Raw genomic sequence first — 24,087 nt, 5'->3', positions numbered from 1 at the left:
GGTGCCACCCGGTAACGTTGAAACCGGGGGCGCCCCTACGCGCGCGGGTTGTGCGAGGTTGTGCGCGTTGTGCCGAGAAGCGCGGGTCAGTTCGTCGGGCGGGCCGAATACTCCCCGCCGCGCCGCTGGCCCCGCTGTCCCTGGCCCGGCTCGAAGGCCTGGCCCAGTGAGGTCGCCGTCGCCGTGGTGCCCTCGACCTTCGCCACCACCGTCACGTTCGTGTCGCCCTGCTTCACCTCGCCCGTCTTCTGGGTCGACCCGTCGAGCGTGTACGTCTGCTTGTAGCCGTCCTTGCTCGTCAGCGTCACCGACGTCGCGCTCAGCTCCGTCACGTCGCCCGTCTGCAGGCGCTCGGTCGTGTAGCCGCCGCTTCCGTTCGACACCACGAAGTCGCCGTGCAGCGCCTCGCGCAGCGCCGCCATCCCGCCGCCGAAACCGCCGCCCGGGAAGCCCTGGCCCTGGCCGCCGCGGGGGAACTGGCCGCCGAACCCGCCGGGGCCCTGCTGGGCCGAGTTGTCCGCGCTGCTCGTGCCCGCCCAGATCGCCGCGCCGCCGCCGGCCGCGATCACCACGGCGATGCCGGCCGCGATCGCCGTCTTCTTGCCCGACCAGCCCTTCTTCGGCGCGGCCGGGGCCGGGTCGCCCCAGTTGGCCGGGGCGGGCTCGCCCCAGGCCGGGGTGTTCGCGGCGCCTTCGGGCGGCGTGTTCGGCTCGGTCGTCATCGTGTCCTCCGGTCGTGCCCACACTGGTCCCGGCCAGGTTCACCGCCGTGGCTGTGTTTGAGCTGTGCGCGGCGTCAGCGGGCGCTGTGGCTCCCTTACCCGGGCGAACGACCTTCACAGGAAACGCACAGCGGTGTCACAGTGAGCACTGAAGAGCCGCCGAGAAGATGGCACTATGACCGCTATGAACGCCGCGTCACCCGGCCCCGGCAAGGCCGACCTGCGCCGCGCCGACGGGAGCCCGGTGCGGGTCCTCGTCGTCGACGACGAGGCGACGCTGGCCGAGCTCGTGTCGATGGCCCTGCGCATGGAGGGCTGGGAGGTGCGCAGCGCGGGTGACGGCACGGAGGCCGTCCGGATCGCGCGCGACTTCCGGCCCGACGCCGTCGTCCTCGACGTCATGCTCCCCGACTTCAGCGGCCTCGAGGTGCTGCGGCGGATGCGGTCCGAGGCGCCGCACCTGCCGGTCCTCTTCCTGACGGCGAAGGACGCGGTCGAGGACCGCATCGCCGGGCTCACCGCGGGCGGCGACGACTACGTCACCAAGCCGTTCAGCCTCGAAGAGGTCGCCCTGCGCCTGCGCGCGCTGCTGCGCCGGGCGGGCGGGGTGACCGGCGCCAGCGGGTCGACGCTCGTCGTCGGCGACCTGACCCTCGACGAAGACAGCCGCGAGGTGCACCGCGGCGGCGACCTCGTGCCGCTCACCGCGACCGAGTTCGAGCTGCTGCGCTACCTCATGCGCAACCCCAAGCGCGTGCTGTCGAAGGCCCAGATCCTGGACCGCGTGTGGAGCTACGACTTCGGCGGCCAGGCCAACATCGTCGAGCTCTACATCTCCTACCTGCGCAAGAAGATCGACGCCGACCGCGAGCCGATGATCCACACCATGCGGGGCGCCGGGTATGTCCTCAAGCCAGCAGGCTGAACCGAACCGCTTGCGACGGCCGTGGTCGCTGCGGCGGCGGCTGATCGTCCAGCTCGCCGCGCTGCTGGCGCTGGTCTGCCTGGTCGTCGGCGTGGTCACGGAGTTCGCGCTGAGCGAGTTCCTGGTGCGCCAGCAGGACGACCGGCTCAAGGCGGCCAGCGACCGCGCCGCGCACGGCGGGGAGCGGCCGGAGTGGCCGTACGGCGAGGCGCCGCCGCCGGACCCGTTGCGCGTGCTCGGCCAGGGCGACGGCACGCTCGCGGTCGTCCAGACCGGCAACCGGGCGCAGGCGGGGGTGCTCGACTTCAGCGCGGGGACGCCGTCGAAGCGGCGGCCGCCGGTGAAGGCCGTCCCGGCGGAGCAGGTGCTGACCCTGCTGGCGCTGCCGTCGGACGGGAAGCCGCACAGCGTCGACCTCGGCGGCACCCTCGGGCAGTATCGCGTCGTCTCGTCGACGGCGCCCAGCGGCCAGAAGACGGTCATCGGCCTGCCGCTGAAGGACGTCAACGAGACGTTGTGGCGGCTGGGCTTCATCCTCGGCGGCGTCGCGCTCGCCGGGATCCTGGTCGCCGGCGCGGTCGGCGCGGCGACGATCCGGCGCACGATGAAGCCGCTCGACCGGCTGGCCGCGACCGCGACGCGCGTCTCCGAACTGCCGCTGGACCGCGGCGAAGTCGCGTTGTCCGAACGGGTTCCCGAAGCGGACACCGACCCGAACACCGAGGTCGGCAAGGTCGGCTCGGCGCTGAACCGGATGCTGGAGCACGTCGCGAACGCGCTGTCCGTGCGGCACGCGAGCGAGAACCGCGTCCGCCAGTTCGTCGCGGACGCGAGCCACGAGCTGCGGACGCCGCTGGCGGCGATCCGCGGCTACGCCGAGCTGACCCGGCGCGGCGGTGAGCAGGTGCCGCCGGACGTCGCATTTGCGATGGGCCGCGTCGAGTCCGAGTCGCGCCGGATGACGACGCTGGTGGAGGACCTGCTGCTGCTCGCGCGCCTGGACTCCGGGCGCCCGGTGGTGCACGAGTGGGTGGACCTGTGCCGGCTGGTGGCCGACGCGGTCGCGGACGCGCACGTCGCGGGCCCGGACCACAAGTGGCTGATGGACGTTCCCGGCGAGCCGATCGGCGTCCTCGGCGACGCGGGCCAGCTGCACCAGGTGGTGATCAACGTGCTGGCCAACGCGCGCACGCACACCCCGGCGGGCACGACCGTGACGACCACACTGTCCACATCGGACGGAGTGGTGCGGCTGCGGGTGGCCGACGACGGCCCGGGTATCCCGCCGGACGTCCTCCCGGACGTCTTCGAGCGCTTCGCCCGCGGCGACAACTCGCGCTCCCGGGCGGCGGGGAGCACGGGGCTGGGGCTGGCGATCGTGGCGGCGGTGGTCGGGGCGCACGGCGGCCGCGTCGGGGTGCAGAGCCGGCCGGGGCGGACGGAGTTCGAGATCACGTTCCCGGCAGCGTCGTGAGCCGAGCCACGACGGTCGCGACGCCGGGCGCCAGCCGCAGTTCGGTCGCCAGCAGGTCCGGGTGCCGGAGCCAGTGCAGCCGTGCTTCGTCGGGCTCGCCCTCGAACGTCGGCGGCCACGACGACATCGGCGTGAAGTCGTCGATGACCAGGGTGCCGTGCGGGCGCAGCCAGTCGCGCGGAGCCAGCGGCGGTTCCGCGCCCTTGCCCTGACCGCCGCCGTCCAGCACCAGCAGGTCGAACGGGGCCGCCGCGGCCAGGTCGGTCCAGTCGCCGCGCAGGAGCGTCACGTTCGGGACCCCGGCGAACAGCGCGGCCGCGGCCGCGTGCCGCTCGGGGTCCCGTTCGACGCTGACCAGTGTCGTCCCGGGCAGTGCGCCGGCGGCGAGCCACGCTAGGCCGGCCCCGAAGCCGGTTCCCGTCTCGCCGATCGTCCCACCCGCGACGCCGCCGGCGAGCACCCTCAGGAGCCTGCCCTGGGCGGGGTGGCAGGACCGGCCGAAACCCGCACGCCCGGCGGCTCGCACCGCGCGGCGCGCCAGTTCGGGTTCGTCCGGGTACTCCGTCATGACCCTCACCACCCGATCGGGGGCCGATGCACAGCCGGCGCACAGCTTCGGCACAAGTTCACCACATGCGCCGCCGACACGGTGAACCCCATGACGACCACGCTGTCGGCGCTCGAACACGCCCAGCCCGCTCCCGAAGCCGTCCGGAAACCCCGGTGGGTCAAGCCCTCCGTGGCCGCCCTGCTGCTCGGGACCGGCCTGCTCTACCTGTGGGACCTGGCGAAGACGGGCTGGGCCAACGACTTCTACGCCATGGCCGCGCAGGCCGGCACGTGGAGCTGGAAGGCGCTGTTCTTCGGTTCGCTCGACCCGGGCAACGTCGTCACCGTGGACAAACCGCCGTTCTCCCTGTGGATCATGGGGTTGTCGGGGCGGATCTTCGGCTTCTCCAGCTGGAGCCTGCTCGTGCCGAACGCGCTCGCCGGCGTCGCGTCGGTCGGGCTGCTCTACCTCGCCGTGCGCCGGCTTTCCGGGCCCGGGGCCGGCCTGCTCGCCGGGGCCGCCCTGGCGTTGACGCCGGTCGCCGCGCTCATGTTCCGCTACGACAACCCCGACGCCTTCCTCGTGCTGCTGCTCGTCGCCGGCGCCTACTGCGTCGTGCGCGCCCTCGAGCGCGGGAGCACGAAGTGGCTGGTGCTCGCCGGGGTCGCGATCGGCTTCGGCTTCCTCGACAAGATGCTGCAGGCGTTCCTCGTCCTGCCCGCGTTCGTGCTGGCGTACGCCGTCGCGGCGCCGACGTCGCTCGGGCGCCGCGTCGGGCAGCTCTTCGCCGCGGCCGGGGCCGTGGTCGTCTCGGCGGGCTGGTGGATCGCGGCCGTCGCGCTGTGGCCGGTCGCCGATCGGCCGTACATCAGCGGTTCGACCGACAACACCGTGCTGGAACTGGCTTTCGGCTACAACGGCCTCGGCCGGATCTTCGGCGAGGGCCGCGGTGGCGGCGGTGGCTCCTTCACGCCGCCGGCGGGAGCCGGCGGGCGCGGCTTCGGTGGTTTCGGCGGCGAAACCGGCCTGACGCGGCTGTTCAGCGGCGAGTTCGGCGGGGAAGCGTCGTGGCTGCTGCCCGCCGCGGTCATCGGCCTGGTCGCCGGCCTGTGGTTCACGCGCCGCGCGCCCCGCACCGACTCCACCCGCGCCGCGCTGCTGCTGTGGGGTGGCTGGCTGGTCGTCACCGCGCTCGTCTTCAGCTACATGAGCGGCATCATCCACCCGTACTACACGGTCGCGCTGGCCCCGGGGATCGCCGGCACGTTGGGCATCTCCGCGCGCGAGCTCTGGCGCGGGCGGGCGAACTTCGCCGCCCGCGCGGTGCTGGCCGTCCTGCTCGCGGTCACCGCGGTGTGGGGGTTCGTGCTGCTCGCGCGGACGCCGGAGTGGCAGCCGTGGATCCGCTACGCGCTGCTCGTGCTCGGCGCGGCCGCCGTCCTGGCGCTGCTCTTCGGCGCCGACCGCGTCCGGCGGCTGGGGCCCGCCGTGGCCGCGGTGGGCCTGTGCGGTGCGCTGCTCGGGACGACGTCCTACACCGTGGCGACAGCGGCGACCGCGCACTCCGGCGGGACGCCGTCGTCCGGCCCGTCCGTCGCGAGTGGACGCGGGTTCGGCCGCGGCCCCGGCGGCTTCGGCGAGGGGCAGACCGACTCCGCGGTCATCGACCTGCTGAAGGGCACGACGACGAAGTGGGCCGCGGCGCAGAGCGGCGCGATGCAGTCGGCCGGGCTGGCGCTCGCGAGCGGCCGCCCGGTGCTCGCGATCGGCGGCTTCAGCGGCAGCGACCCGGCGCCGACGCTCGCGCAGTTCCAGCAGTACGTCGCCGACGGCGACATCCACTACTACGTCGCGGGCGGGCGCGGCGGCTTCGGCGGCGGCCGCGGGACGTCGGGTGAGATCCAGTCCTGGGTCGAGCAGAACTTCGCGCCGGTCACCGTCGGCGGCACGACGATTTACGACCTGACAAAATCGGTCGCTTGACCGAAATTGGAATTGTTTCCGGCGTGTTAACAGTCGCGGAATCATTCGGCGATTCCGGAGGCGGCGCGGTATCCGGGAGTGCGAACACCCGTTCGAGCGCGGTACCGGTGAATGGCCTATTCCGAACGATTGTTCGGGTCGTCGAGGCCGTTGCCGGTGATGATCAAGACGCCCTTCGGGGTCGCCGTAACGACTAGGGGCGATCGGCCGTGCAGCTGCACGGGACACCCTTCCGCGCCGCCGGTGATCTTGGCTGGACGGCCGACAGAAACACCGTCGTACTTGATCTTCGATACTGTCGATGTTGCTGGTTGACACGGTAGATGGTCACTCGTTCGGATGCACTGCGGAGACGTTGTGGGGATCTTGTGCTAGTCGCTAGGCTCTCCGCCGGGAGAGGGACAAGGGGTGGCTGCCCAGCGCGGTGAGTGCTGGGTTCGTCGGGGTGCTCCCGGTCCTGTTCTCTCGCCATGACCCGATCAGGTGCGGCTGGAAGAGAGCAGCGATGACCGTGCGCGGTGGCGCCGCTCGGCCCGACCCCCCTCCTCGTTGTCACCGGCCGTAGTTCCGAGCACCGCAATTCCCCCATTGGTACGGCACCACTCCACTTCCCCCGCAACCTGGAGTTCGTTGTGATTTCCCGTTCCCGCCCCCGTCTGCTGACGGTGCTCCTGACCTTGCTGACCCTCGCCGGCGTCACCGCCCTTTCCGGGTGCAGCGACAGCGACGCCTCCGGCACCGGCGGCAAGATCACCCTCGGGTTCAGCGCGTGGCCGGGCTGGTTCCCCTGGCAGGTGGCGCAGGAACAGGGCCTGTTCGCGAAGAACGGCGTGAACGTCGACCTGAAGTACTTCGACAACTACACCGACAGCATCAACGCGCTGTCCAGCGGGGCCATCGACGCCAACAGCCAGACCCTCAACGACACGCTCTCCTCGGCCTCCGGCGGCGCCAAGCTGTCGATCGTGCTGGTCAACGACAACTCCACCGGCAACGACAAGATCATCGCCCGGGAGGGCATCAACGCCGTCGCCGACCTGAAGGGCAAGAAGGTCGCGGTCGAGCAGGGCACGGTCGACCACTACCTGCTGCTGCTCGCGCTGCAGGAGGCGAAACTGACCGAAAAGGACATCGAGCTGGTCAACCTGCCGACCGACGCCGCCGCGGCCGCGTTCGTCGCCGGCCAGGTCGACGCGGTGGGCGCGTTCGCGCCCTTCACCTCGAAGGCCCTCGAGCGCAAGGGCAGCCGCGCGATCTCGACGTCGGCGGAGTTCCCCGGCGCCATCCCGGACCACCTCGTCACGTCGCAGAAGCTGGTCAAGGAGCGCCCGAAGGACGTCCAGGCGCTGGTCAACACCTGGTTCGAGACGCTGACCTGGATCAAGAACAACAAGGACGCGGCCGTCGGGATCATGGCCAAGCGCGGCGGGGTCTCCGACGCCGACTACAAGACCTACGACGCAGGCACCACGATCTTCACGCGCCAGCAGAACATCGACGCGTTCACCCCGGGCGTCACCGCGCAGCACCTCGACTTCCAGGCGAACAAGATCGTCGACTTCATCGTCAGCACCGGGCTCGCGCAGCAGCGGCCGTCGCTGGACGGGCTGTTCGACGACCAGTTCGTGAAGGCCGCGCCGCAGTGACGGGTCCGGCCCAGCAGCTCGCCGAACGCCGGGAGTCGGACCGCCCGGCGTGGGCGCCGCTCCCGCGCCGGGCCGCGCCCAAGACCGCGTCCGCGCTGTTTTCCCTGCGGGCGCCCATTTCCGCGGGCGCGCGCTGGACGCTGGCGGCGCTGTCCTTCGCGATCCCGTTCCTCGCCTGGGTCGTGCTGAGCGCCAGCGGGGCCGTCGACTCGACGTTCCTGCCGTCGCCGGCCGCGGTGGTCAAGGCCGGCGTCGACATGGCGAGCACCGGTGAGCTCTTCGGCGACCTCTGGGCGACGACCCAGCGGGTGCTCGAAGGGTTCGGCCTCGCCGCGGGAGTCTCGGTGCCGCTCGGCATCCTGATGGGCACGTTCACCGCCGGGCAGGCGTTCTTCGAGCCGCTGATCGGCCTGCTGCGCTACCTGCCGGCGAGCGCGTTCATCCCGCTGCTGATCATCTGGCTCGGCCTCGGCGAGCCGTCGAAGATCGCCATCCTCTTCATCGGGACGGTCTTCTTCAACACGCTGATGACCGCCGACGTCGTCCGCGGCGTGCCGGGCGCGCTCATCGACGTCTCCTACACCCTCGGCGCGCGCCGGGGCGAGGTGCTGCGCAAGGTCGTCGTGCCGCACTCGCTGCCGGGCATGATCGACGCGATCCGGGTCAACGCCGCCGCGGCGTGGAACTTCGTGGTCGTCGCCGAGCTGATCAACTCCTCGGCCGGCCTCGGCTACCGGATCGTCCGCGCGCAGCGGTTCCTGCAGACGGACAAGATCTTCGCCGTGCTCGTGGTCATCGGGATCGCCGGACTGGTCATCGACGTCCTGCTGCGGCTGCTGCGCACGCGGGTCGGGAAGTGGGCGGCATGACGCTGGAACTGCGGAACGTCGCCAAGGACTACACCGTGCGCGGCAAGGTGACGCGCGCGCTCGACGGCGTCGACCTCGAAGTGCTGCGCGGCGAGTTCGTCTGCGTTGTCGGCGCGAGCGGCTCGGGCAAGTCGACGCTGCTGTCGCTGGTGGCCGGGCTCGCCAAGCCGACCGAGGGCGAGATCGTGCTCGACGGCGTCCCGGTGACCGGCCCCGGCCCGGACCGCGGGCTCGTCTTCCAGGCCGGTGCGCTCTACCCGTGGCGCAGCGTCGAGAAGAACGTCGCGTTCGGACTGGAGCTGCTGCCGGTCGACGCGGCCGAGCGCGCCAAGCGCGTGGACTGGTACCTCGCCGAGACCGGGCTCGACGCCGTGCGCAAGTCGCTGCCGAAACAGCTTTCGGGCGGCCAGAAGCAGCGCGTCGCGATCGCGCGGGCGCTGGCGTGCGAGCCGGATGTGCTGCTGCTGGACGAACCCTTCGGCGCCTTGGACGTCCAGACCAAAGAGGACATGCAGGTGCTCATCCGCCAGGTGTGGGCCGACACCGGCACCACGGTGCTGATGGTGACCCACGACGTCGAGGAAGCGGTGTTCCTGGGCGGCCGGGTGGTGGTGCTCGCCTCCGACCCCGGCCGGATCGCCGCCGACGTCGAGGTGACGCTGCCCGCCGAGCGGGACCTGGCGGTGAAGCGCGAACCGCGGTTCCTCGCGCTGCGCGCCCGGATCGAGGACCTCGTCCGGGAGCAGCACCGCGGGCACGTGAGCCGGGTGGCCGCGGACGGGTGAGAACGGAAGAGGAAGGTGGCGGGATGAGGCACGGCGGGGCGACCGCGGAACGGGCCGGCGGCGGGGGGATCCTCGCCCGGCTCGGCATTCGCGGCAAGCTGAACCTGCTGCTCCTGCCCCCGCTGGCCGCGGTGGTGCTGGTGTCGGTGCCGTTCGTGCTGACCCAGGCGAACAGCGCGCTGGCCGCCACCCAGTCGGCCACGGTGGCGCGGCACACCCAGCAGCTCGGCGGCCTGGTCTGGCAGCTGCAGCGCGAACGGCTGCTCACCGGCGCCTTCGTCGCGACGCCGTCGATGCCGCCCGACCAGATGCTCCAGCAGCAGAAGACGGTGGACGCGGCGGTCGAGAGCGTCCGGGGATCGCTGGGCTCCGACGCACCGGACGAGCTTTCCGCGGCACTCACCCGGATCGGCTCGCTGAACGAGCTGCGGCACAACGCGCAGCTGCGCGGCGTCGCGCTCGACAGCGTCGCCCGCACCTACCACGCGGTGATCGGGGCGGTGATCGACTCGCTGCGGCTGGTCCCGCAGCTCACCAGCGACGCCGAGGGCACCAGGGAGCTGACCGCGCTGGAGGCGCTCCTGCGCGCGAACGAGGAGAACTCGTTGCGCGGCATGGCGTTGATCGTGACGGCGGTGTCGCCCGAGGCAGGCCGGTCCATCCTGGACGACGCGACCCAGCAGGCGCCGATCTTCACCGAGCGGTTCGTCCAGCAGGCCGACGACGAGGAGGACCGCGACCAGTCCGCGCTGGTCGTCAACGTCGAGCAGAGTGAAGCCGGCCGCCGGATCGACGACCTCGCCGCCCAGATCGACAACCCGCGGGACGCGGCGGCCACCACGCGGTACGTCACCGACGTCCTCACCGCGTCGGAAAGCCAGGCGGGCCAGCGGAAACTGGTGCAGGAGAAGGTCACCGGCGAAATCGCCGACGCGGCGACCGGGCGCGCCGACGCCGGCACCCGGCTGGCCTGGACGGTCGGCATCGGGGCCGGGCTGCTGTTCCTGCTGGTCGCCTTCCTCGCCGTCGCGGTCTCCCGCTCGATCGCCCGGCCGCTGCGGCGGCTGACCACCGCGGCCACGTCGGTCGCCGACCTCGCGGGCACCGAGCTCGTCCGCGTGACCGACACCGAGGAGGCCGAGCAGCAGATCCCCCGGCTGGCCACCATCGACGTCGTCTCGAGCGACGAGCTCGGCAAGCTGGCCGCCGCGTTCAACCGGGTCCAGACCACCGCGGCCGAGCTGGTCGAACGGCAGGCGCTCACCCGGCGCAACACCAGCCTGATGTTCGCGAACGTCGCCAAGCGCACGCAGAACCTCGTCGGCCGCCAGCTCGCGCTGATCGACGAGGTCGAGCGCAACGAGCAGGACACCCGGCTGCTGGCCAGCCTCTACCGGCTCGACCACCTCTCCACCCGCCTGCGTCGCAACGCCGACAACCTGCTCGTGGTGTCCGGCACCCGCGACGAAGCCCGGATCGCCGGCCCGATCGAGCTGGCCACGGCCCTGCGCTCCGCGCTCGCCGAGATCGAGGACTACCAGCGCGTCAAGCTCGGCGTCGTCGCGGAGATCCTGCTGTCGTCGGCGCTCGGCGCCGACCTGGTGCTCGTGTTCGCCGAGCTGCTGGAGAACGCGACGTCGTTCTCGCCGCCGGGGTCGGTGGTCGAGGTCGACACGATGCTCCTCGCCGACGGCTCCTGCCTGGTGAACATCGTCGACCACGGCATCGGCATGACGGCAGAGAAGATGGCGGAGGAGAACCAGCGGCTCGTCGAGCGCGAACGCCTCGAGCTGGCCCCGACCAGCGTGCTCGGCCTGTTCGTCGTCGGCCGCCTGGCGCGGCGCCACGACCTGGGCGTCGAACTGCTCGCGACGCCGACCACCGGCGGCGTGACCGCGCGGCTGACGATCCCGCCGTCGCTGTTCAGCCACCGCTCCGGAGTGCGGCCGGCGGCGCCGGCCCCGGCCCCGCCGCCCGCGCCCGTCGAGGCGCGGCCCGCCGAGGCCGTCGCGGTGTCCACTTCGGACACTCCGCGGCCGGTCGAACCGCTGCCGGCACCGGCGATCCCGGCGCTGCTCGGCGCACCGCACGCCAACGGCTTCCGCTGGTTCAACCAGCTCGAACCGGTGTGGCCGGACACCGAGCCAGCCGAGCCGCCCGCGGCCGAAGCGGACGCCGAGACCCGCGGCGGCCTGCGCCGCCGGGTCCGCGGCGCCCAGCTGCCCAGCCCCGGCGCGACCGCGCCGGTGGCGAGCGACCAGCCGCGCCACGACCCGGACGCCACCCGGGCCGCCATGGACGGCTTCCAGAGCGCCTTCGCCAAGGCCGCCGAGGTCAGCGCGATGGAGTCCGACCCGCCGTCCGCGCCGCCGACCATCGTGACGGCGCCGGTGCCCGCGCCGGGAGACGGCGCGTCGCTGCCGGTGCGCGTGCCCGGGGACTCGGCGATGCCCGCGTCCCACCCGGCGCGCGGCCCCGCCACCCCGCCGGCCGGCGTCCCGGCCGGCCCGCAGTCCCGGGACGGCTTGGTCCGCCGCGTCCCGGGTGCCCAGCTCGCCCCCGGCCTGCGCCAGCAGCCCGCGGGCAGGCCGATCGCCCGAGCCGTCGTGAACCGCACCAGGCGGGACCCGGCGGCCGAGCGAGCGGCGTTCGACGCGTTCGCCGCCGGCCTCGCCAAGGCGGACGTGGTGACGGCAGACAGCCCGCCGCGAGGCGTGGTCGCCGGTCGTGTGACGGAACGAGCAGAAGAGAGCAGGAAATGAGCATCCCCGCAGCTGGCGTCAGTGTCGAAGCCCAGAACTTCAACTGGCTGGTGAGCCGCTTCGCGCAGCACACGGCGGGCGCGATCGCCGCCATCGCGGTTTCGGCCGACGGCTTGCTGATCGCGATGTCGTCGGAGCTCGAGCGGTCCAACGCCGACCGCCTCGCCGCGATCTCCTCCGCGATGCTCGGCCTCGCCCACGGCGTCTCCGAAAGCCACCCGCTCGGCTCCCCGGACAAGGTGATCATCGAGCTGGAGCACGGGTACCTGCTGGTCTGCACCATCAGCATCGGCTGCTCGCTCGGCGTGCTGGCCAACAAGCAGGCGAGCCTCGGCACGATCGCCTACGAGATGGCGATGTTCGCCAACCGCGCCACCGAAGTCCTCACGCCGGGGCTCATCGAGGAGCTGAAGAACACCGTGGGTTCGTGATGACCGAAGAACCTTCGCTGCTGCGGCCGTACCTGATGACCTCGGGACGCGCCCAGCCGGTCGACCAGAGCCTGGAGATCGAGGCGCAGGTCATGACGTCCCGCCTGGGCGCGGCGTCGCACCCGAAGCTCACCTTCGAGCGGCAGGAAATCGTTTCCCTCTGCCGCACCACCATGTCGGTCGCCGAGGTGGCGGCCATGCTCGGCCTCCACATCGGCGTCGCCCGCGTGCTGGTGGCCGACCTCGCCGAGCTGGGCTACGTCGTCGTCCGGCGGCCGGCGAACCACACGTCGCAAGACCTCGGCATGATCGAAAGGGTCATTCGTGGACTCGAAGCCATTCACTGAACCGGGTGCCCGCCCACCGGCCCCGGTCAAGATCGTCATCGCGGGCGGCTTCGGCGTCGGCAAGACGACCGCGGTGTCGTCGATCTCGGAGATCAAGCCGCTCACGACGGAGGCGGCGATCACGTCGGTGGCGGCGCAGGTGGACAGCACCGGCCACGTCCCGGCGAAGACCACGACGACGGTGGCGCTCGACTTCGGCTGCATCACGATCGACGAAGAGGTCAAGCTGTACCTGTTCGGCACGCCCGGCCAGGACCGCTTCGGCTTCATGTGGCAGGACCTGGTCCACGGCGCACTGGGCGCGCTGGTCATCGTGGACACCCGCCGCATGGACGACTGCTACCCGGCGGTCGACTACTTCGAGAACGCGGGCCTGCCGTTCGTGGTGGCGGTGAACATGTTCGACGGATCGCTGGGGCACAACCTGGAGGACGTCCGCTGGGCGCTGGCGGTCAGCGAGGACGTCCCGCTGATCACGTTCGACGCGCGCCAGAAGCTGTCGGTGCGGGACGCCCTGCTGGCGGTCCTGCACAACACGTTCAAGAAGGCCCGTGCCCAGGCGGGCGCGGGAGCCTGAACGCGTGTGGGTACACTGATCCACGGACCCCGCGCGGCGTCCACCCTGTGAACCTCCCCAGGGCCGGAAGGCAGCAAGGATAAGCAGGCTCTGACGGGTGCGCGGGGTCCCCTTCTTTTCGGCTCCGGCTCTTCGGGGCTTCGCCCCTTCGGCCGGGCCTTCATTTCGTCCTTTCACCCGGGGGCCGAGCCCCCGGACCCCCACGGTGCCTCTGCCGCCGGTTCTCGGGTCTGCCGCGGCTTCCTCCTGGCCTCTTCAGAAGAGGCCCAGTACGTCGTCTGGTGGCTGGGGTGATGGGGGCCGGTCCTCGTCCGTGATTGGGGCCGCCCTTCCTGCCAGTTTTCGCAGCTCTGGGCCCTCCACGCACCTTGTCGGGAATGCCGCCGAGGCCGTTCGGCGGGCTATCTCCGCCGTTGGCAGCGGGGATGCCGAGGCCGCGAACACCAGGTTGCCGAAACGGCGGCCCTTCAGGACCGCCGGGTCCGCGAGGAGCAATACCTCTGGGAACACCTCGCGCAGCGTTGCCAGGAAGCGGCGTGCGAACGGCAGTCCCGCGCCGTCCGTGATGTTCGCCAGGTAGATGCCCGGTGGGCGCAGGACCGTCGCGATCGCGCGCGTTGCCTCCAGGGTGGCCAGGCCGCCCGCCAGCGTTGCTCGCTCGAACGCGTCCACCACCGCCAGGTCCGCCGAGTCCTCGCGGCGCGTCGCCAGCCCGGCCCGGCCGTCCGTGATCCGGACGCGCAGGCCCGGCACCCGCAGCCCGAGCTGGGCGCGGACCAGCTCCACCAGCTCGCCGTCCGCGTCGAACACCAGCTGCCGCGACCCCGGGCGCGAAGCCGCCACGTACCGCGGCAGCGTGCACGCCGCCCCGCCGATGTGCAGCGCGTCCACGGGACCGGGCGGCAGCTGGTCCACGACGTCGCCGAACCGGCGGACGTAGTCGAACTCCAGGTTGGCCGGGTCGTCGAGGTCGACGTAGGACTGGGCGACGCCGTCCACCGACAGCAGCCACGCGTTGCCGCGGTCGGCGTCGCGGAGCAGCTCCGCCGTCCCGAACCGGACCGGGTAGCGCCCGGGCACCGGACCGGGTTTTCGCGAACGGCTCACGAAGCCGCAGCGTATCGGAAACATTCCGACCGCCTCGGCGATAAGGGAGCGGAACGATCATCGATCGAGGGGGTTTTCCTTGCGTGCGAACGCAGTAATCGTCGCCGCGGCGCTCGCCGCCGGTGTCTTCGCGACGCCGGCGGCCGCGGACGTCCTGCCCGACCGGGCCCAGGCCGTGGGGTACCTGGAGACCGGCGGCCCCGGCGTCGCCAGAGCCGCCGAAGCGGCGTTGCTCGGCAGCCCGGCCGACCTGCAGGCCTTCCTGGCCACCGGCCGGCAGCAGGCGAAGGACGACGACGACCGGGTGCTGGTCACCCAGGTCCTGTCGACCGGCGGCCCGGTCGCCAAGCGCGCCGCCCAGCAGGCGCTGAGCGGCACCATCGAGGACGTCCGCGCGTTCCTGGCCACCGGACTGGCCCAGGCCCGGATCGCCGACGACCGCATCGCCGTCGGCCAGGCCATGAGCACCGGCGGCCCGGTCGTCAACGAGCGGGCCCAGCAGGCGCTCGACGGCACGCCCGCCGACGTCCGGAAGTTCCTCGAGAGCGGCCTGCAGCAGGCGCGCGACACCGACGACCGGATCAGCACGGACCAGGCGCTCGCCGCCGGCGGGCCGGAGGTCCAGGCCGCCGCGCAGACCGCGCTCGACGGCACCCCGGCCGACGTCCGGTACTTCCTCGCCGTCTGGCGGCAGGTCGCCGCGGACGGCGACGCCGAGCTCGCCGCGGTCCAGGGCCAGCTCGACGGCGCCAAGGCGGGTGCGGCCGCCCACCACCCGCTCATCGTGCGGCTCGCCGGAGAACGGGCGCGCAAGATCGCGTCGGACGCGCGGACGGCGAACACGAACCGGCTCGCCGCCCAGCAGTCCGCGGCGCAGCACGACGCCCAGGTCGCCGCGGGCGCCGAAGCCGCCGCGCAGCAGCAGGCTCGCGACGCCGCCGCCCGCGCGGCGCAGGCCAAGGCCGACAACGACAAGCTGCTCACCGACGCGGCCGACCCGGCGCTGACCGTGCCGAACGGCCGTCGCGCGTCGGTCTACCTGCTGCGCACCGGCGGTGTCGCCGTCAAGAACGCCGCGCGGGCGGCGTTGAGCGGCACCGATGACGACGTCGTGGCGTTCGTGCGCGGCGGGCTGGCCGCCGCGCAGGAGACCGACGACCGCGCCGCCGTCGCCGCGATCGCGGCCGACGCCACGGCTCGCCCGGGGCTGCGGCAGGCGGCTCGTGACGCGCTCGCCGGGCCGTACGCCGGCGTCGCCGCGCTGCTGCGCACGCGGGACTACCCGGGCCGTGACACCGACGACCGCGTCGAGGTCAACCAGATCATGGCCGCCGGCGGGCCCGCGACGAAGTCCGCGGCGCAGCAGGCGCTGGACGGCACCGTCGCCGACGTCCGGGCGTTCCTGGCCACCGGTCAGTACGTCGCGCGGACGCACGACCTGCGGATCCGGGTGGCGCAGACGCTGTCGGAGGGCCCGGAGGTCACCGCGGTCGCGCAGGGCGTCCTGGACGGCCCGGACTCGTACCTGCAGCCGTACCTGGACGGCGAACTGGGCAAGGCGCGGGCGCGTGACGCCTTCACCGCGGCGCACGTCGCCAAGGTGAACGCGCTGCTCGCACAGCTGCCCTGACCGCACGGCGAAGGTTGTCGGTGGTGCCCGGTACCCTCGCGAGGTGGCTCTCGCCTTGTACCGCAAGTACCGTCCGGCAACCTTCGCCGAGGTCGTCGGGCAGGAGCATGTGACCGAACCCCTCCGCACGGCGCTGTCCGCCGGGCGGATCAACCACGCCTACCTCTTCTCGGGGCCGCGGGGCTGCGGCAAGACGTCCAGCGCGCGCATCATGGCGCGCTCGCTGAACTGCGCCAAGGGCCCGACGCCGGACCCGTGCGGTGAGTGCAACTCGTGTCGCGCGCTCGCGCCCGAGGGGCCGGGCAGCGTCGACGTCACGGAGCTGGACGCGGCGAGCCACGGTGGTGTCGACGACGCCCGCGAGCTGCGGGACAAGGCGTTCTACGCGCCGGCCGAGTCGCGGTACCGGGTGTTCATCATCGACGAGGCGCACATGGTCACCACGCAGGGCTTCAACGCCCTGCTGAAGATCGTGGAAGAGCCGCCCGAGCACGTCATCTTCATCTTCGCGACGACCGAGCCGGACAAGGTGCTGACCACCATCCGCTCGCGCACGCACCACTACCCGTTCCGGCTGATCCCGCCGAGCTCGATGCGCGAGCTGCTGGAGCGCAACGTCGCGGCCGAGGGCGTGCAGGTCGAGCAGGCGGTGTACCCGCTGGTCATCCGCGCGGGCGGCGGGTCGGCGCGGGACACGCAGTCGGTGCTCGACCAGCTGCTCGCGGGCGCGGGCCCGGACGGCGTTTCGTACTCGCGCGCGGTGGCGCTGCTGGGCGTCACGGACGTCGCGCTGATCGACGACATGGTCGACGCCCTGTCGACCGAGGACGCCGCGACGGTGTTCTCGACGGTGGAAAAGCTCGCGGAGGCGGGCCACGACCCCCGCCGGTTCGCGACGGACCTGCTCGACCGCCTGCGCGACCTGGTGCTGCTGCGCGCGGTGCCGGACTCCGCGGGCGGGCTGGTGTCGGCGCCGGAGGAAGAGCTGACCCGGATGGTGGCGCAGGCGGAACGCATCGGCCTGGCGACGCTGTCCCGGTACGCCGACATCGTCCACAATGGACTACTGGAGATGCGCGGCGCGACTTCGCCGCGGCTGGTGCTCGAGCTGTTGTGCGCGCGGATGCTGCTGCCGTCGGTGACGGAGGCGGAGAAGGCCCTGCTGGCCCGCATCGAGAGGCTGGAGCGCCGGGCCACGGTGGCCGGCGGCGGCGGAGCGCCCGCGGAGGGTGGCGTGGAGCCCCCGGTCCGGGCGGCCCCGGAGAGGGAGTTTTCCCGCCCTTCCCAGCGCGCGGCTTCGGCCGGTCCAGCGCCGGTGGCGGCTCCCGAGCCGGTGCGTCCCGCGACCGCGCCGACCAGCGCGGTAGGCGCTGGTGCCTCGGCCCCTGCGGCGGGGCAGGCGCCCGCGGCTCAGTCCGCCGATGGTGGCTGGGGTACCCCGCGTACGCCGGGTGGCGGTACTCCGGCGCAGCCCGCTGCGGCAGCTCCTGCGGCTCAGTCCGTCGACGGTGGCTGGGGTACCCCGCGTACGCCGGGTGGCGGTACTCCGGCGCAGCCCGCGGCGGCAGCTCCTGCGGCTCAGTCCGCCGACGGTGGCTGGGGAACCCCGCGCACGCCGGGCGGCGGTACTCCGGCCCAGCCCCCTGCGGCGGCTCCGGCGTCCCCGCCCGCCCCGGCCGCGGCCGAACCCGCGGCTTCCGGCGCGCTCGATGCCGCCGGCATCCGGAACGTCTGGCCGCAGCTCATGACCGCCCTGCGCAAGTTCACCGGCGGCCGGAGCCTCGAAGCCATGCTCACCCAGGCCACCGTCGCGAGCGTCGAGGGCAACTCCCTCACCCTCACCCACAAGTCCGAGCCGCTGGCCCGCCGCCTGTCCGACCAGGACAACGCCCGCAAGATCGCCGGCGCGCTGTCGGACGTCCTCGGGGGCGACTGGCAGGTCCGCTGCGTCCACGGCACCGCCCCGGCCGCACCCGCCGCGCGGGCCCAGCAGGCCGCGCCCGCGCCCGAACGGTCCTTCACCCGGCAGTCCTCGGCCGCTCCCGCACCGGCCCCCGCGCGGCCCGCCCCGGCGCCCGCCGCGCCGTCGCGGCCGAAGGTGACCACCAGCGAGCCGGACATCCCGCTGCCCCCGGAACCCGCCGACGAGGACGACGACGACCTCTACAACGAGGACGCCAGCCCCGCCCCGCCGCCGCCCCCACCGCCGCCGGACCAGGACCCGGACGAGGTCGCCCGCAAGCTCATCGCCGACCACCTCGGCGCTCGCCCCCTGGACTAGGCCCAGGGGCCGATGCCCGTCACGCGGTCCGCGGTGATCCGCACGATCACCGCGGTCGGCGAGCCCTGGTTGCCCAGCAGGTACTTCGGCACCCCGAGGTACCGCTGGGCCTGCCGGTCCATCAACGCCGTGAACTCGTCGGCGATGTCCGGGCCGACGACGCGAGCCGTCCCGCGGACCAGCAGGTACTGCGGCAGCCCACGCTCGTCGCGTTCGTCGTGGTCTTCGATCAGCACCGTCACCCGCGGGTCCCGCCGGATGTTGCGCACCTTGGGCCGCCGCCCCTCCATGCCCATCACGATCTCGTCGCCGTCGCGGCTGGCCCAGACCAGCGAGGTCTGCGGGGAGCCGTCCGGGTTGATCGTCGTCAGCACGGCGTTGAACGGCCGCTCGAACAGGCGGTGGCTGCTTTCGGGAAGTTCCATGCCTCCGAGACTAGGAATCCGATAGGTACCACTGGGTACCTTGGTTCCGTGGCTGACTTCTCCGGTGACGTCTTCCTCGCCGACTGCCCGGCCCGGCTGGCGATCGAGATCATCGCCGACAAGTGGGCGGTCGTCGTCGTGTTCGCGCTCAGCCGCGGGCCGCGGCGGCACGGCGAGCTCGTCGACCTCATCGGCGGCATCTCCCGCAAGGTCCTCACCCAGACCCTGCGCAAGCTCCAGGGCTACGGCCTCGTCGACCGCCGCGCGTACGCCGAGGCGCCGCCCCGCGTCGAGTACCGCTTGACCGAGCTCGGGGAGACCCTCGTCGAGCCCATCGGCGTCCTCACGAAGTGGGCGACGGTCAACGGCGACGCCGTCGTCGCGGCTCAGGAAGCCAGGTAGGCCTCGATCGCCGCCGCGATCGCCGATGCGTACTGCTGACGCCCCTCGTCGCTCGTCATCCGGGCGGCCTCCGCCGCGTTGCGCATGTTGCCGCACTCCACCAGCACCGCCGGGCGCGTCGACAGGTTCAACCCGGCCAGGTCCGCCCGCGCCGAGAGGCCGTTGCCGCCGATGTAGTTCGACGTGCTGAAGCCGCTCGTGCGCAGCGTGTCCCGGACCACCTGCGCCAGCCTCGTCGACGGCTCGCCCTGCGCCGCGTTCAGCGGCGGCGACGAATACGCCACGTGGAAGCCGTTCGCGCCCGCCGCGGTCGAGCCGTCCGCGTGGATGGAGACGACCGCGTCGGCGTTCGCCTCGTTGCCGATCGCCGCCCGGCGGTCGACGCAGGGGCCGACGCCGGTGTCGTTCTGTCGCGTGTAGACAACGCGGATTCCCTTGGCCGCCAACGCTTTTCCGACGCGCTGCGCGACGTCCCAGGTGAACGCGTGCTCGGGGTAGCCCGCGTTGGTCGCGGTGCCCGTGGTGTTGCACGGCTTGGTCTGCCCGCGTCCCGCGGGCACCTGCCGGTTGATCTCGGCCGGGTGCGCGCCGTTCCCGCCGTTGTGCCCGGGATCCAGCACGACGACCTTGCCGGACGCGACCGGCGGCGCGGGAACCGACGACGGAGGCGGCGCGGCCGAAGACGAAGACACCGGTGGCGGCGGTGGCGCGGAGGTCACGGTCGTCGGCGTGACCGTCCTGGTCGTCACGGAGGCCGGCGCCGCCGGGACGTCGCCGGAGCAGCCGGTGAGCAGCAGGGCACCGGCCAGCAGGAGGGGGACCATCACGCGTCGCACGGCGACCACGGTGCCACAGCCCCCCACCCCGCGTGGCGCGACTACCCTGGTGGCTGACACAGGCGTGCAGAGAGGACCGAGCGAATCATGGCGCAACCCGGCGGCGGCTTCGACATTTCCCAGCTCATGCAGCAGGCGCAGCAGATGCAGCAGAAGCTCGTCGAGGCGCAGGAAGAGCTCGCCAACACCGAGGTCACCGGCAGCGCCGGCGGCGGGCTGGTCACCGCGACCGTCTCCGGTGACAGCCAGCTGAAGAACCTCAAGATCGACCCGAAGGTCGTCGACCCGGACGACGTCGAGACGCTGGCCGACCTGGTCGTCGCGGCGGTGCGCGACGCGTCGGCGAACGCGCAGAAGCTCACCGAGCAGAAGCTCGGCCCGCTGGCCAACGGGCTCGGCGGCGGTGGCGGCATGCCGGACCTCGGCAGCCTCGGCTTCGGCGGCTGACGAACTTGTACGAAGGTGTCGTCCAGGACCTGATCGACGAGCTCGGGCGGCTGCCCGGGGTCGGGCCGAAGAGCGCCCAGCGGATCGCGTTCCACCTGCTGGCCACCGACCCGGCCGACATCGCGCGGCTGCAGGACGTGCTCGGCAAGGTCAAGGAGGGCGTGCAGTTCTGCGAGGTGTGCGGCAACGTCTCCGAGCAGCAGAAGTGCCGCATCTGCCGCGACGAGCGCCGCGACCTCACGGTCATCTGCGTGGTCGAGGAGCCGAAGGACGTCCTGGCGGTCGAGCGGACGCGCGAGTTCAAGGGCCGCTACCACGTCCTGGGCGGCGCGCTCGACCCGCTGTCGGGCATCGGGCCGGAGCAGCTGCGGATGCGCGAGCTGCTCAAGCGCATCGGCGAGGCGGACATCAAGGAGATCATCATCGCCACGGACCCCAACACGGAGGGCGAGGCGACGGCGACGTACCTGGTCCGCATGCTGCGGGACTTCCCGGGCCTGAGCGTGACGCGGCTGGCGTCGGGGTTGCCGATGGGCGGTGACCTGGAGTTCGCGGACGAGCTGACCCTGGGCCGGGCGCTTTCGGGCCGCCGTGTCCTTTGACGGCCGGCCGGTTCCGCGGATCCGCACGCTCGTGCTCGTCGGGCGGGGGCGGAAGGGGCGGTACGTCGACATCCTCGACTGCGCCGAGCTGCCCGGCGCCAGGCTGCTCGGCCTCGTGGAAGGCTCGATCGAGCTGCCGTTCGGAGCACCCGCGGTCATCGGCCGGACCACGCTCGACACCGAGGTGGTGATGATGTGGTCCGGCATCGCCGGCCTCGTGGCCCGGTACCGCGAGGCGGGCCAGGCCACGACGGACCTGCCCGACCAGCCCGGTGAGCTCCGGCTCGAGGCTATTCCCGGCGGTCTGGCGCGGCTCACCCTGGCCTACAGCGAAGACACGAGCCTGACCAATGTCGCCGGCGAGGAGGACCTGCTCGCCGCCCTCGCGTTGGGCGGCGTCGCGTTCTTCGAGAAGCTCGGCAAGCTGACCGGCCGCTGCTACGACCAGGAGATCGGCAAGCTCACCGGTCGAACCGCCGCAGGTCGTACCGGTCCATCAACCTGATCACCTTGTTCGCGTACTCCGGGTCGGTGGCGTACTTCCGCGCCACCGCCCGGACGAACGCGTCCGGGTCGTTCCGCACCGGCAACGCCGCCGCGTAGTTCGGCGACGTCGTCAACAGCCGGCCGTAGTCGCGGAACGAGTCGGAAACCGAGGCGTACGAACGGAAAAACGCATCCACCGGGTGACAAGGCGCCGGAACGCACTCCGTCGTCGGGTACGCGGCGCACCGCAGCGCGATCGGTCCCGGGCTCGTCGGCGTCACGCACTTGAAGCCGAAGTGGTTCAGCTCGTTCACCGACAGCTTGCTGCGGCCCCAGTTCGACTCCAGGATCGACTGCGCCACCGTCACCGACGCCGGGATGTCGTACGCCGCGTGGATCTCCCGGGCGATCGGGGCCGCCAAGCCGACGTACGCCTCCTGGAAGCCCGAGGAAAGCGCCTGGTCACGCACCGACGCCTGGTCGATGGGCGGCGGGACCACCGCCAGCAGCGCCGCCAGTCCGATGTGGATCATGGCGACACTTTGCCCGGCTCACCCCCGGAAAAACACGGGGTCACCCCAAAGAGACCTCAGCAGTAGCCGAGCTGCGCCAGCGTGTCGACGACGATCTCGGACGGGTGGTACTTGTCCATCCAGGACTCACCGCGCCGGTTCTGGTACGTGTCGAGGAAGTTCTGCAGCTTGTCGCCGCGCATTTCCGTCAGCACGACCGTCTCGCCGAGGTGCTGCGGCGTCTCCGTGCGCTCGCGGTGCACCGCGCAGGGGAGCCCGAGGTAGTAGCACTCCGCCGAAAGACCACCCGAATCGGTGACGACGTACTCGGCGCGCGCCACCAGCGGGAGGAACTTCAGGTAGCGCATCTTCGGCTGGACGATGAACTGGTCGTCGAAGATGTTCCCGATGCCCAGCGCGCGGATCTTCTCGCGCTCCGGCGCGCCCGCCATGTACAGGATCGGCATCTTGCGGCTCTGCTCGCGCAGGATCTCCAGCGCCTCGCGGTACTTGTCCGGGCGCGAGACCAGCTCGAAGCGGTGCAGCGTGGCCAGACCGAACTTCTCCGGCAGGTTCGGCACGTCCAGCGGCCCGTTGATCGCCAGGCGCATCGCGTCGATCGCCGTGTTGGCCTCGGTGTCCACGACGACGCCGCGGGCGTTGCGCAGGTTGTTCACCTCGCGGATGCTCGGCGCGAAGTGGATGTCGACGATCTTCGCCGCGATCTTGCGGTTGAGCTCCTCGGGCAGCGGCGACAGGATGCTGCCCGACCGCGCGCCCGCCTCGACGTGGCCGACGCGGGACTTGAGGATCCGCTTGCCGATCAGCGAGCCGTACGGCGTGGTGAACGTGTCGCCGTGCACCAGCACCAGCGGGGGACGGCCGTCCTCGGTCAGCGCGGCGCGCAGCTCGTGGCGGCGGCTCCACGCGGTGCGCAGCACCTGCGCGGCCCAGCCCGGCACCTGCGCCGGCGACTCGAGGTTGTGCGCCTTGTCCTCCGGCACCAGCCAGACGTCCGGCTCCGGCATGTTCAGGTCCGCGAGGACGTCCGCGACCTCGTCGACGTGCTGCGCGGTGAACCAGATCTTCGGCCGCATCCCGCGTTCGCGGATCCCGTGGTACACGGGCGCGATCTTGATCAGTTCCGCGGTGGTGCCGAGAATGAAGGAAATCACCGGAGGAGCCCATTTCTGGTCGGGTGCGGTGGCGTAAGGATACTGGCCGACCTCCCGCGGGGGCCGCCGGGTAGCCTCGGCACGGTGAGTGCGAACCCGCTCCTCCCCTCGCTCAGCGTCGTGATCCCGGTCTACAACGAGCAGGACTGGATCGAACGCAGTGTCGGCGCGCTGCTCGCCTCGGCCGAGACGGCGAACTGGCCGATCGAGGTCGTGGTCGTCGACGACGGCAGCACCGACGCCACGCCGTCGCGGCTCGACGAGCTGCGTGAACGCCACGGCATCACCGTCGTCGGCCAGGCCAACGCGGGCCGGTTCGAGGCCCGGCGGGCGGGCATCGCCAAGGCCGCCGGGGACCAGATCCTGCTGCTCGACAGCCGGGTCGTGGTGGACGAGGGCGCGCTGACCTTCCTGCGCGACCAGCTCGCCGACCACCCCGAGCGCACGGTGTGGAACGGCCACGTCAACGTCGCTTCCGAAAACAACCCGTACGCCGGTTTCATGGCCGGGCTGGTGAAGATTCCCTGGCGCCGCTACTGCGCCGACCCGCGCCTGATGTCCTTCGGCATCGAGGAGTTCGACCTCTTCCCGAAGGGCACCGGATTCTTTTCCGCGCCGCGCGGCGTTCTCGAAGCGGCTTCGGACGCTTTCGTCTCGCTCTTCGACGACGTCCGCTTCGCCAGCGACGACACCGGTGTCCTGCGCTGGATCGCCGAGCGCCACCGCATCTTCCTCGCGCCGGAGTTCTCCGCGACCTACCACGGGCGCGACAGCTTCAAGAAGTTCGCCGCGCAGGCCTACTTCCGCGGAACGACCTTCGTGGACTCCTACCTCGGCTCGCCGGGCCCGGCCCGCACCGGCCTGTTCGCCGCGTTCGGCGTCGGCCTGCTCGGCCTCGGCGTCGCGGTCAAACGCCCGAAGACGGCCGTGCTGCTCGCGGCCGCCGGCTCGGCCGCGGCCGGGGCCGCCGTGACGCGCTTCGGCGCGACGAACGCGGAGGCCAAGGCCGTCGCGAAGCTGGCTCCGGTGTTCGGGGCCGGCTTCGGCGCCGGTGCCGTCCGCGGTCTCGTCATGGCGCTGCGGGCCCGCCGGCGGCGGGGACGATGAGCTCAC

24 protein-coding genes and 1 other RNA gene are annotated in these 24,087 nt (G+C 72.3%); 18 read left to right on the top strand and 7 right to left on the bottom strand.

Annotated features, from left to right (window positions below; genetic code table 11):
- Positions 1-86: 86 nt before the first annotated feature.
- Positions 87-722 carry a hypothetical protein gene (locus AB0J40_RS04400; RefSeq protein ID WP_364447458.1) on the bottom strand — a complete coding sequence of 212 codons (636 nt, stop codon included), beginning with the start codon at positions 720-722 and terminating at the stop codon, positions 87-89.
- A gap of 175 nt (positions 723-897) precedes the next feature.
- On the opposite strand from AB0J40_RS04400, the gene AB0J40_RS04395 reads away from it, so the two are divergent.
- Together AB0J40_RS04395 and AB0J40_RS04390 are read left to right on the top strand one after the other, a co-directional pair.
- The gene (locus tag AB0J40_RS04395) at positions 898-1,647 is read left to right on the top strand and encodes a response regulator transcription factor (protein WP_361087672.1); all 750 of its coding nucleotides are present in this window, start codon (positions 898-900) and stop codon (positions 1,645-1,647) included.
- Positions 1,625-3,121 carry a HAMP domain-containing sensor histidine kinase gene (locus tag AB0J40_RS04390; RefSeq protein ID WP_364447454.1) on the top strand — a complete coding sequence of 499 codons (1,497 nt, stop codon included), beginning with the start codon at positions 1,625-1,627 and terminating at the stop codon, positions 3,119-3,121. Before AB0J40_RS04395 ends, AB0J40_RS04390 begins: the two co-directional genes overlap by 23 nt.
- Here the strand turns inward: AB0J40_RS04390 and AB0J40_RS04385 are convergent.
- On the bottom strand, positions 3,099-3,689 hold the full coding sequence (locus AB0J40_RS04385; RefSeq protein WP_364447451.1) for a class I SAM-dependent methyltransferase: 591 nt from the start codon (positions 3,687-3,689) through the stop codon (positions 3,099-3,101). The two genes, AB0J40_RS04390 and AB0J40_RS04385, sit on opposite strands and share 23 nt — an antisense overlap.
- A 90-nt stretch (positions 3,690-3,779) precedes the next feature.
- Here AB0J40_RS04385 and AB0J40_RS04380 point away from each other — a divergent pair, with 90 nt between their 5' ends.
- The 9 genes from AB0J40_RS04380 (at position 3,780) to ffs (ending at position 13,187) form a co-directional block, all read left to right on the top strand.
- Positions 3,780-5,654 carry a glycosyltransferase family 39 protein gene (locus tag AB0J40_RS04380; protein WP_364447449.1) on the top strand — a complete coding sequence of 625 codons (1,875 nt, stop codon included), beginning with the start codon at positions 3,780-3,782 and terminating at the stop codon, positions 5,652-5,654.
- Positions 5,655-6,286: 632 nt separating this feature from the next.
- Complete coding sequence (locus AB0J40_RS04375; RefSeq protein ID WP_364447446.1) at positions 6,287-7,300, top strand: ABC transporter substrate-binding protein; 1,014 nt, start codon at positions 6,287-6,289, stop codon at positions 7,298-7,300.
- Positions 7,297-8,169, top strand: a complete 873-nt coding sequence (locus AB0J40_RS04370) for an ABC transporter permease (RefSeq protein ID WP_364447444.1) — start codon at positions 7,297-7,299, stop codon at positions 8,167-8,169. The genes AB0J40_RS04375 and AB0J40_RS04370 overlap by 4 nt, the downstream gene beginning before the upstream one ends.
- On the top strand, positions 8,166-8,954 hold the full coding sequence (locus tag AB0J40_RS04365) for an ABC transporter ATP-binding protein (protein WP_364447441.1): 789 nt from the start codon (positions 8,166-8,168) through the stop codon (positions 8,952-8,954). Before AB0J40_RS04370 ends, AB0J40_RS04365 begins: the two co-directional genes overlap by 4 nt.
- Positions 8,955-8,977: 23 nt before the next feature.
- Entirely contained in the window at positions 8,978-11,716 is a 2,739-nt protein-coding gene (locus tag AB0J40_RS04360) for a nitrate- and nitrite sensing domain-containing protein (protein ID WP_364447438.1), read from the top strand.
- A complete protein-coding gene (locus AB0J40_RS04355; RefSeq protein ID WP_361087652.1) occupies positions 11,713-12,147 on the top strand; it encodes a roadblock/LC7 domain-containing protein in 435 nt (144 codons plus the stop codon). The genes AB0J40_RS04360 and AB0J40_RS04355 overlap by 4 nt, the downstream gene beginning before the upstream one ends.
- A complete protein-coding gene (locus tag AB0J40_RS04350; protein WP_364447434.1) occupies positions 12,147-12,494 on the top strand; it encodes a DUF742 domain-containing protein in 348 nt (115 codons plus the stop codon). Before AB0J40_RS04355 ends, AB0J40_RS04350 begins: the two co-directional genes overlap by 1 nt.
- Positions 12,472-13,071, top strand: a complete 600-nt coding sequence (locus AB0J40_RS04345; protein ID WP_364447431.1) for an ATP/GTP-binding protein — start codon at positions 12,472-12,474, stop codon at positions 13,069-13,071. The genes AB0J40_RS04350 and AB0J40_RS04345 overlap by 23 nt, the downstream gene beginning before the upstream one ends.
- 21 nt (positions 13,072-13,092) lie before the next feature.
- Positions 13,093-13,187: signal recognition particle sRNA small type (gene ffs, locus AB0J40_RS04340), an RNA gene on the top strand.
- A 139-nt stretch (positions 13,188-13,326) separates the two neighbouring features.
- On the opposite strand, the gene AB0J40_RS04335 is transcribed toward ffs, so the two are convergent.
- On the bottom strand, positions 13,327-14,202 hold the full coding sequence (locus tag AB0J40_RS04335; RefSeq protein ID WP_364447429.1) for a fused MFS/spermidine synthase: 876 nt from the start codon (positions 14,200-14,202) through the stop codon (positions 13,327-13,329).
- Positions 14,203-14,257: 55 nt separating this feature from the next.
- Here AB0J40_RS04335 and AB0J40_RS04330 point away from each other — a divergent pair, with 55 nt between their 5' ends.
- Positions 14,258-15,808, top strand: coding sequence for an ALF repeat-containing protein (locus AB0J40_RS04330; protein ID WP_364447426.1), 1,551 nt, complete (start codon positions 14,258-14,260; stop codon positions 15,806-15,808).
- Positions 15,809-15,851: 43 nt separating this feature from the next.
- Positions 15,852-18,089 carry a DNA polymerase III subunit gamma and tau gene (locus AB0J40_RS04325; RefSeq protein ID WP_364447423.1) on the top strand — a complete coding sequence of 746 codons (2,238 nt, stop codon included), beginning with the start codon at positions 15,852-15,854 and terminating at the stop codon, positions 18,087-18,089.
- On the opposite strand, the gene AB0J40_RS04320 is transcribed toward AB0J40_RS04325, so the two are convergent.
- Positions 18,086-18,514, bottom strand: a complete 429-nt coding sequence (locus AB0J40_RS04320) for a TIGR03618 family F420-dependent PPOX class oxidoreductase (protein WP_364447420.1) — start codon at positions 18,512-18,514, stop codon at positions 18,086-18,088. The two genes, AB0J40_RS04325 and AB0J40_RS04320, sit on opposite strands and share 4 nt — an antisense overlap.
- Before the next feature lie 48 nt (positions 18,515-18,562).
- Here AB0J40_RS04320 and AB0J40_RS04315 point away from each other — a divergent pair, with 48 nt between their 5' ends.
- Positions 18,563-18,916, top strand: coding sequence for a helix-turn-helix domain-containing protein (locus AB0J40_RS04315; RefSeq protein WP_364447417.1), 354 nt, complete (start codon positions 18,563-18,565; stop codon positions 18,914-18,916).
- On the opposite strand, the gene AB0J40_RS04310 is transcribed toward AB0J40_RS04315, so the two are convergent.
- Positions 18,901-19,761, bottom strand: coding sequence for an N-acetylmuramoyl-L-alanine amidase (locus AB0J40_RS04310; RefSeq protein WP_364447414.1), 861 nt, complete (start codon positions 19,759-19,761; stop codon positions 18,901-18,903). The two genes, AB0J40_RS04315 and AB0J40_RS04310, sit on opposite strands and share 16 nt — an antisense overlap.
- 78 nt (positions 19,762-19,839) lie before the next feature.
- Here AB0J40_RS04310 and AB0J40_RS04305 point away from each other — a divergent pair, with 78 nt between their 5' ends.
- The 3 genes from AB0J40_RS04305 to AB0J40_RS04295 are packed head-to-tail and all read left to right on the top strand — an operon-like array spanning position 19,840 to position 21,306.
- Complete coding sequence (locus AB0J40_RS04305) at positions 19,840-20,199, top strand: YbaB/EbfC family nucleoid-associated protein (protein WP_364447411.1); 360 nt, start codon at positions 19,840-19,842, stop codon at positions 20,197-20,199.
- A gap of 5 nt (positions 20,200-20,204) precedes the next feature.
- Positions 20,205-20,801, top strand: coding sequence for a recombination mediator RecR (recR, locus tag AB0J40_RS04300; protein WP_364014686.1), 597 nt, complete (start codon positions 20,205-20,207; stop codon positions 20,799-20,801).
- On the top strand, positions 20,791-21,306 hold the full coding sequence (locus AB0J40_RS04295; protein ID WP_364447409.1) for a hypothetical protein: 516 nt from the start codon (positions 20,791-20,793) through the stop codon (positions 21,304-21,306). Before recR ends, AB0J40_RS04295 begins: the two co-directional genes overlap by 11 nt.
- On the opposite strand, the gene AB0J40_RS04290 is transcribed toward AB0J40_RS04295, so the two are convergent.
- Both AB0J40_RS04290 and AB0J40_RS04285 read right to left on the bottom strand, forming a co-directional pair.
- Positions 21,263-21,820 (bottom strand): glucosaminidase domain-containing protein, encoded by a 558-nt coding sequence (locus tag AB0J40_RS04290; RefSeq protein WP_364447406.1) that lies wholly within the window; start codon positions 21,818-21,820, stop codon positions 21,263-21,265. The two genes, AB0J40_RS04295 and AB0J40_RS04290, sit on opposite strands and share 44 nt — an antisense overlap.
- Positions 21,821-21,876: 56 nt before the next feature.
- Positions 21,877-22,974 carry a UDP-N-acetylglucosamine 2-epimerase gene (locus tag AB0J40_RS04285; RefSeq protein ID WP_354910145.1) on the bottom strand — a complete coding sequence of 366 codons (1,098 nt, stop codon included), beginning with the start codon at positions 22,972-22,974 and terminating at the stop codon, positions 21,877-21,879.
- 84 nt (positions 22,975-23,058) lie between these two features.
- Between AB0J40_RS04285 and AB0J40_RS04280 the strand changes: the two genes are divergently transcribed.
- Complete coding sequence (locus AB0J40_RS04280; RefSeq protein ID WP_364447403.1) at positions 23,059-24,081, top strand: glycosyltransferase; 1,023 nt, start codon at positions 23,059-23,061, stop codon at positions 24,079-24,081.
- Positions 24,082-24,087 lie beyond the last annotated feature (6 nt).

Source organism: Amycolatopsis sp. NPDC049691 (assembly GCF_040675005.1).
Classification (GTDB): domain Bacteria; phylum Actinomycetota; class Actinomycetes; order Mycobacteriales; family Pseudonocardiaceae; genus Amycolatopsis.
This window is presented reverse-complemented; position numbering and strand designations above follow the sequence as displayed.

Bases quoted from the DNA above. Each gene is read 5' to 3' on its own strand.
- AB0J40_RS04400 (WP_364447458.1), bottom strand. From the start codon at position 722: ATGACGACCGAGCCGAACACGCCGCCCGAAGGCGCCGCGAACACCCCG.
- AB0J40_RS04395 (WP_361087672.1), top strand. From the start codon at position 898: ATGACCGCTATGAACGCCGCGTCACCCGGCCCCGGCAAGGCCGACCTG.
- AB0J40_RS04390 (WP_364447454.1), top strand. From the start codon at position 1,625: ATGTCCTCAAGCCAGCAGGCTGAACCGAACCGCTTGCGACGGCCGTGG.
- AB0J40_RS04385 (WP_364447451.1), bottom strand. From the start codon at position 3,689: ATGACGGAGTACCCGGACGAACCCGAACTGGCGCGCCGCGCGGTGCGA.
- AB0J40_RS04380 (WP_364447449.1), top strand. From the start codon at position 3,780: ATGACGACCACGCTGTCGGCGCTCGAACACGCCCAGCCCGCTCCCGAA.
- AB0J40_RS04365 (WP_364447441.1), top strand. From the start codon at position 8,166: ATGACGCTGGAACTGCGGAACGTCGCCAAGGACTACACCGTGCGCGGC.
- AB0J40_RS04360 (WP_364447438.1), top strand. From the start codon at position 8,978: ATGAGGCACGGCGGGGCGACCGCGGAACGGGCCGGCGGCGGGGGGATC.
- AB0J40_RS04355 (WP_361087652.1), top strand. From the start codon at position 11,713: ATGAGCATCCCCGCAGCTGGCGTCAGTGTCGAAGCCCAGAACTTCAAC.
- AB0J40_RS04350 (WP_364447434.1), top strand. From the start codon at position 12,147: ATGACCGAAGAACCTTCGCTGCTGCGGCCGTACCTGATGACCTCGGGA.
- AB0J40_RS04335 (WP_364447429.1), bottom strand. From the start codon at position 14,202: ATGTTTCCGATACGCTGCGGCTTCGTGAGCCGTTCGCGAAAACCCGGT.
- AB0J40_RS04320 (WP_364447420.1), bottom strand. From the start codon at position 18,514: ATGGAACTTCCCGAAAGCAGCCACCGCCTGTTCGAGCGGCCGTTCAAC.
- AB0J40_RS04305 (WP_364447411.1), top strand. From the start codon at position 19,840: ATGGCGCAACCCGGCGGCGGCTTCGACATTTCCCAGCTCATGCAGCAG.
- AB0J40_RS04290 (WP_364447406.1), bottom strand. From the start codon at position 21,820: ATGATCCACATCGGACTGGCGGCGCTGCTGGCGGTGGTCCCGCCGCCC.